Origin of the sequence: Alteromonas sp. ALT199 (assembly GCF_018619335.1) — a bacterium.
Classification (GTDB): Bacteria; Pseudomonadota; Gammaproteobacteria; order Enterobacterales; family Alteromonadaceae; genus Alteromonas.
This window is the reverse complement of record NZ_JAHHDX010000078.1, coordinates 1-6978: the sequence shown is the minus strand read 5'-3', so window position 1 is coordinate 6978 and position 6978 is coordinate 1. Positions and strand designations below refer to the sequence as shown.

General features: G+C 43.9%; 7 protein-coding genes. 2 read left to right on the top strand and 5 right to left on the bottom strand.

Translation table 11 applies throughout. The annotated features are described in order from the left end of the window. Window positions 1-174: 174 nt before the first annotated feature. Window positions 175-573 (top strand): YqaA family protein, encoded by a 399-nt coding sequence (locus KL866_RS08040; protein WP_025255481.1) that lies wholly within the window; start codon window positions 175-177, stop codon window positions 571-573. Between the two features lie 14 nt (window positions 574-587). On the opposite strand, the gene KL866_RS08035 is transcribed toward KL866_RS08040, so the two are convergent. The 5 genes from KL866_RS08035 to KL866_RS08015 all read right to left on the bottom strand — a co-directional run bounded on the left by KL866_RS08035 (window position 588) and on the right by KL866_RS08015 (window position 5786). Then, window positions 588-1256 (bottom strand): sulfite oxidase heme-binding subunit YedZ, encoded by a 669-nt coding sequence (locus tag KL866_RS08035; protein WP_214994506.1) that lies wholly within the window; start codon window positions 1254-1256, stop codon window positions 588-590. A 102-nt stretch (window positions 1257-1358) separates the two neighbouring features. Beyond that, the gene (gene msrP, locus KL866_RS08030) at window positions 1359-2366 is read right to left on the bottom strand and encodes a protein-methionine-sulfoxide reductase catalytic subunit MsrP (protein WP_025255479.1); all 1008 of its coding nucleotides are present in this window, start codon (window positions 2364-2366) and stop codon (window positions 1359-1361) included. A gap of 178 nt (window positions 2367-2544) precedes the next feature. Continuing rightward, entirely contained in the window at window positions 2545-3888 is a 1344-nt protein-coding gene (locus KL866_RS08025; RefSeq protein ID WP_214994504.1) for an anti-phage deoxyguanosine triphosphatase, read from the bottom strand. A 76-nt stretch (window positions 3889-3964) separates the two neighbouring features. After that, window positions 3965-4564, bottom strand: a complete 600-nt coding sequence (gene yfbR / locus KL866_RS08020) for a 5'-deoxynucleotidase (RefSeq protein WP_025255477.1) — start codon at window positions 4562-4564, stop codon at window positions 3965-3967. A gap of 1 nt (window position 4565) precedes the next feature. Further along, window positions 4566-5786: a pyridoxal phosphate-dependent aminotransferase gene (locus KL866_RS08015; protein ID WP_214994502.1), complete on the bottom strand. Its 1221-nt coding sequence runs from the start codon at window positions 5784-5786 to the stop codon at window positions 4566-4568. A 272-nt stretch (window positions 5787-6058) separates the two neighbouring features. Here KL866_RS08015 and KL866_RS08010 point away from each other — a divergent pair, with 272 nt between their 5' ends. Beyond that, entirely contained in the window at window positions 6059-6853 is a 795-nt protein-coding gene (locus KL866_RS08010) for a DUF2189 domain-containing protein (protein ID WP_025255475.1), read from the top strand. The last annotated feature ends 125 nt before the right edge of the window (window positions 6854-6978 follow it).

Below are 6978 nucleotides of genomic sequence, written 5' to 3'. Positions count from 1 at the left end.
GCTTGGCAGTTTTTTAGTAACTACCTAAAAGATAATAGTTTTTTTATGCTGTTGAGTTCTGAAGCAAGTATTCAGGTGTAGATTGAGGTAAGATGCGCGCGAATTTAACTTAAAACACTACTGTATAAAGCTGGAGGATTATTGAGCGCGTTAATACACTTGGGCTATTTGGGCATGTTCTTATCGGCATTGTTGGCTGCTACTATTTTGCCCTTTAGTTCTGAAATTGTGCTTAGTTCTTTGTACAGTAGCGGCTTGAGCGGGGTATTGTTGCTTGCTGTTGCTTCGTTAGGAAACGTACTGGGCTCGGTGGTGAATTATGTATTGGGGTTCAAGTTCGGAAAAGAAATTGCGACACGAAGGTTAAAAGTGAGCGATGCGACGTTCACCCGCGCAAGTAGTACTTTTACAAAGTGGGGAAAATGGAGCTTGTTTTTATGTTGGGTACCTATAGTTGGCGATCCAATTACTTTAGTCGCAGGGGTACTGAGAAGCCCGCTATGGTTTTTCCTACTCGCGGTGACAGTAAGTAAAACAGCGCGGTATGCTGCGCTGCTTTATGTTCTAGCTTAAGAGGATTTCTGGTTTTAGCTTCCTCTCGCCATCGTTTCTCTGTCTTTCGGCTTTTTTGTGTTTTTCTTTTTATACGCCACATACCATTTTTTCATTCTTGGACTTATTAGCGCCAGTCCAATCATCCAATACCAAACCGGCTCTTGCCAAAACGTTTTCTGCGACCAACTGAAATGCAGTAGTGCAAGGGGCAGTATCAAGTAAATGCTGTTGTGAAGCTTTTGCCATTTTCTGCCCATATTGCGCTGGATTCGCTTAAACGACGTAGCGGTTAAAGCAAAAAGAAGAAGTATTGCCGCCATCCCAACAATAATGTAGGGTCTGCTTACTATCTCGCTAGCAATTAATGCCATATCAAGTTGAAGCTCAAACAAAATGTAAGTGAGCAAGTGTGCAAAGGCGTACACAAAGGTGTATACGCCAATCATACGTCTGAATTGCATTGGTTCAGGGCTTGGGAGCCACTTTGCAAGTGGGCTAAGCGTAAGCGTGAGTAATAAAAAGTGGACTGCCCAAGTCCCAGTTTCGTTGATAAGCGTGTTTACGGGGTCAGGTCCAAGCTGATCGGTAACGCCAGCAAAAAACAACCAAGCGATATAGCCTAGCGCGAAAAGGTGAATAAGGCCTTTCAAACTACGGCGTTGCCAAACAGAGAATCGAAACGGTTTTTTTCTTAACGTCATTAATCGAACAACTTAATAAAAGAATGAAAAATAGGTTTAGTCAGTTCAACGTGAAGGGCTGTAAATTACGTCTAGCCCCTCAGCAGTAAAGAGTCTTAATCATTAATAATAACGGGATAAGTCCATATCTCTGTACAGCGGCGCGACTTCGCTGTAGCCGTTAAACATCTGAGTGTCGATGCGATTTCGCGCCAGTAGCCCGCCTGTGGTTATCCTACGTTCGCTGGCTTGACTCCATCTCGGATGTGATATATTTGGATTTACGTTGGCATAAAATCCATATTCATTGGCTGCCAGTCTGTTCCAAGTGGTAGGGGGCTTCTTGTCAGTAAGGCGAATTCTTACAATAGACTTAATGCTTTTAAAGCCATATTTCCACGGTACAACAAGCCTAATAGGTGCGCCGTTTTGGGGTGGCAAGGTTTTCCCATAAAGACCAACTGACATGAGTGTTAACGGGTGCATGGCTTCATCAAGACGCAAACCTTCTACGTAAGGGTAATCAATACCGCCACCGGTAAAGCGACTTCGTTGGCCAGGCATTTGCTCAGGGTCGTATAAGGTTTCAAACGCCACATATTTGGCTGACATCAACGGATCGGCTTGTTTTAACAACGCGCCTAATTCGAACCCAATCCATGGCACCACCATCGACCAGGCTTCAACGCAGCGCAAACGGTAAATGCGTTCTTCTAAGGGGAAGCGTTTGGTTAATGCATCAAGGTCAAGTTCAAGAGGGTTCTTCACCATACCGTCAATTTTCAACGTCCATGGATTGGTTTGAAATTCAGACGCATTTTTAGCTGGTGCATCTTTAGAGGTACCGAATTCATAAAAATTGTTGTAGCTGGTGACTTTATCTTCAGGTGTTCGGGTTTCCGTTATTTGAAACTTGGGCGGCTGACTAAACTCAAGCGCCTTACCTTTGAAGGTAGCTTTTTCTTCTTCGTCTTCCCAAAACCAACCAGCAGCACCTGCCGACTTCGCAAGTAAGGTAGACGCACCCACAAAGCCCATAGATTTGAGCAATGAACGACGACTCTTGTAAACGTCTTCATTGGTTACGTCGTTATCGGTTAAATTTACCGAGGGTTTAAATGGTTTTGGCATTACGTCACCTAAATTATAAGAAAACTATGAAAAATGGTCGTCGCTTTGCTAGTCACTTTGCAAGATAAATCAAGCTATATTCTATTAGCTACGTTAACAAAACGAGTAAGTTCAACATAATAGAAAGACCGAGAGTACGGCCTTTTTATTTCAAATAAATTGGTGAAAACATAACAAACTACATATGCAAGCTATCTTGAATACCGCCTTGTTTAGGGGAAAAGATATTGCTGTATAAGCGCGATGCAAATTCGTCGGTCATGCCTGATATATAATCGGCAAGTACCCGCATGCCATTGTCGTTCTCACAGGCCTTACGCCAGCGAACTTGGGTGTTTTCGGGAAGTAAACGGTCGGGATCTGATGCAAAAGCCTCAAAAAGCTCCATAACCACCAGCTGCCCTTTATATTCAAGAAGCTGCACATCGGGGCGGCGTATTACCTTGTTAAATACGAAGCGTTTGAAAAGCTCTAGGGCTTGTGCAAATTGTTCAGGCATTACGGCGTTGAACGCTAGTAACGGATGAGCGAAACCCTCCACGCCTTTTATTTCAATAGCCGTGATAAAGCTATTTACCAGCGCACCTATGGCATTTTTCCTTTCGTGATGCGCTGCGCTAAATAGTTTGTGGGTTAGGGGCTCTATATTGTTTGACAGCCAGGGTACACTAAGGGCTTTTAGCGGGGTGGTTACGTCCTCGACAAAATGATGCTTGTCGACCATATCCATTACAATGGCATCTTCTAAATCGTGAATGCCATAGGCGATATCGTCAGAAAGCTCCATGATTGAGCAGTCGAACGATTTAAATTGCGTTTTGCTGTGGCCATGTGGCTTTACAGTAAACTGCATAAACGAATCTTTATCTTCATTGCTAAATGGCGCAAGTAGCCAGTCGAATAGGGGTTCATCACAACGAAACAGTCCTTTCGGCGGATGCCAGTCGTGAGCTTTTACTTGTCGAAGTGAAACCGGACGTTCAGGTGTAGGTTTTTTACTATGAAGGGCATCTATAAAGTTCGGGTATTTGACCAAACCTAACACGCTTCTTCGACACAAATTCATGCCGTGTTCCGCCGTATAGGGCTCAAGCTGAGTGATGATCCTAAAGGTTTGTCCGTTTCCTTCAAACCCGCCATATTGGTGCATCATATAATTGAGCGCAATCTCACCACCATGACCGAAGGGTGGGTGACCGATATCGTGAGCCAAGCAGAGGGTTTCTATTAGCGTAGGGTCAAGTGCCAATGTATTGGCAATATCTGGAAATTTCACCCAAAGCTGCGCCGTTATTCCCGTACCAATTTGGGCGGCCTCTAGAGAGTGTGTAAGTCGCGTGCGATAGAAGTCGCTTAGCCCCACACCGAGCACTTGGGTCTTCGCCTGCAACCTGCGAAAGGCCGCGCTATGAAGTACACGCGCTTTGTCACGCTGATACGGGGTGCGATGATCGCCGTCTCGCGCTTCACTTCGTGGTAAACGACGTTCGTGTAATGATAATTCCCATTCGCTTGTTGCCAAAAAAACCTCGCTGCCATGCTGTGTTTGTTACTTCTATTACGTCGGTATATTAAATTTGGGCGGTTTATTGCCTTACTTACATATCATCTTGCGTAATTTCATCAAGACTTAAAGAAAAGCTAGGCACGTAGCGCGTCAAGAAGTAATCCACCTCTTCAGAATGATATTCTTTTAGGGTCTTATCTAATCGTTTCTTAGCCAGTTTAAACTCTTGGTTGCCAGCAGCAAGTTCTTCTAGCGTTTTAAGGTAGGCGCAAAGCACGTCTGCTGCTTTCACGATAAAGGCTTCTTCTTCACTATGGTAGTGATGATCAATAAGTGCAGCGTAGTCTTCACGAAACGCTTCTGGCGCCATTTCAATTAGCTTGTTCTCTGCAATTTTTTCTATTTTTTTGTATTCTTCTTTAATCGCAGGGTTAAAGTATTTAACTGGGGTAGGGAGATCGCCTGTTAATACCTCAGACACATCGTGAAAAATTGCCATAGTTGCAATGCGATCAGGGTTCAGTGTACCGCCAAAAAACTTATTTTTAATTAGGGCAAGCGCGTGGGCTACCATGGCCACCTGTAAACTGTGCTCCTGCACATTTTCCGTGCGCACGTTGTGCATTAGTGGCCAGCGATTTATTAGCTTTAAGCGCGCCAGGTGCGCAAAAAAGTGACTTCTATCAGACACGTTACGCCCCTTGCTTATAGGTTCTAAAGAAGTTGCCTATACGATGAAGCGCAGGCACTAACACATCGCTGTGCGGTAAGAATACTAACCGGAAATACGTACCTTCGGTTAGGTTAAAGGCGCGACCGTGTACCAACAGAATTTTTTCAGATCTTAATAAATCCAGCACCATTTGCTCATCATTTTGAATATTAAATTTCTTCTCATCCACCTTGGCAAAACAGTACATTGCCCCTTTGGGCTTAACGCAAGAAATACCGTCAATGCCGTTTAGCATATCTGTGGTTACATCGCGCTGGATGCGTAGTCGGCCATTCTCATTGACTAGGTCGTTAATACTCTGATAGCCACCAAGCGCAGTTTGGATAGCACTTTGACACGGTACGTTCGCGCACATACGCATAGAAGATAATATATTGAGCCCATCGATGTAATCGGTAGCAAGACGTTTATTTCCGCTGACAACCAACCAACCAGAGCGAAAGCCTGCCACGCGATAGTTTTTACTTAGACCGCCAAAAGTAACGAAAAATACGTCGTCAGCGAGTGACGCAATGCAGGTATGTTGGGCTTCATCGTAGAGAATTTTGTCGTAAATCTCGTCGCTAAATACGACTAAGCCGTGCTCGCGGGCGACTTCAACCACCTCTTGCAACAGGGCTTTGTCGTAAACTGCACCCGTAGGGTTATTAGGGTTGATAAGTACAATTGCCCGAGTTTTACTGGTAATTTTACTTTTTATGTCGTCAATATCTGGAAACCAGCCTGCTTGCTCGTCACAACGATAATGAACTGGTGAGCCGGATGACAGGCTTACCGCTGCCGTCCAAAGTGGGTAGTCAGGGCTTGGGATAAGCACTTCATCACCATGATTAAGCAACGCTTGCATTGCCATCATGATTAACTCAGATACGCCATTGCCAATGTAAACATCGTCTACACGGATGTCTTTAATGTTGCGCTGCTGGTAGTACTGCATCACGGCTACGCGGGCGGCATAAATTCCTGTCGAGTCTGAGTATCCTTGAGACGTAGGCAGGTTATGAATAACGTCTTTTACGATATCGTCAGGGGCTTCAAATCCAAATGGGGCGGGGTTACCTATATTCAGCTTTAATATACGGTGACCTTCGTCTTCCATTTTGCGCGCTTGCGCAGCGATTGGGCCTCTAATGTCGTAACAAACGTTATCTAATTTATGTGAGCGAGATACAGTTTTCATGGTCTATCTGGTTGATTTACATACCCCGAGATTATCGCAATACAAAGCCATATGCGATGGTCTTTTTGCAGTATTTCCGCTTTAAATACCCATTTTTTTACCAAGTGGCTATTTATTGAACATATAACGAGATAAATGTTTCTATTGTCACTTAAGTATAAAATTTATGTTAATAGCTTGTGAACTTTTCATTCTGCGCCTATCGTAGTAGTAAGGCGTGTATAAAAAACGCGTTAGTAACAAACAGGCTAACAAGCAGAGGTGATAAGAATATGTCCCACCATTTCAAAGAAACACCAGAGAATGCAATCACGCAAAGTGGTATAGCACGCGTTATTCCCTGTAAAGAATTAGACGTCGGCGACCCAATAAAGTGGTTGTCACTGGCATTAAGAGACGCCATGCGCGCCCCGGGTCTTACATTATTTTATGGCGTGCTTTTCGCGGTAATTCCTTGGTTTATTATGTACTTGGTTGAAATGACGGGGTGGCATTTGGTCATTCTACCCGCCATTGTTTGCTTTATGTTGATAGGACCATTTTTAGCTGCGGGCCTTTACGATGTAAGCTGGGAAATGGAGAAAGGTCATAAGCCTTCACTTCGTCATTCGCTGCGCGCAATGCGAAGAAATGCGTTTAACGAGTGGGGATTTGCCATACTTCTTATGGTTATGATGATATTTTGGTTGCGTGTTGCGTCGCTAATCCACGCGCTCTACCCACCTTATATAGAAAACGATTTAGAAAGCTTGTTACCCTTTCTAGCGTTAGGCACGGTCGTTGGCGCGGGTTTTACCCTGGCAATGCTATTTATTACAGCATTCACCCAACCAATTTTGATGGAGCGCAAAGTTGACCTTGCTACCGCAGTGCTAACTAGCGTGAATGCGGTGTGGTTAAATAAGGTTCCTATGCTTATTTGGGGAGCAATTATATTTACCACAGTGGCAATTGGCTATGTGACCGGGTTTGTAGGCTTTATCGTGCTCATGCCAATTATTGGATATGCATCATGGCATGCCTATATTGATGCAATTGAAACTAAGCGCGAACGCAAATTTGATTAATACATTGCACTATTTTGTAATTAAGTTACGAAAAAATCAGGTTAATTCGTACGATAATTAAGCATTTCTGTTGTGTATTTTGTTAAAATTACATTTTTAAGGCCCCGAAAGGGGCTTTTTTATAC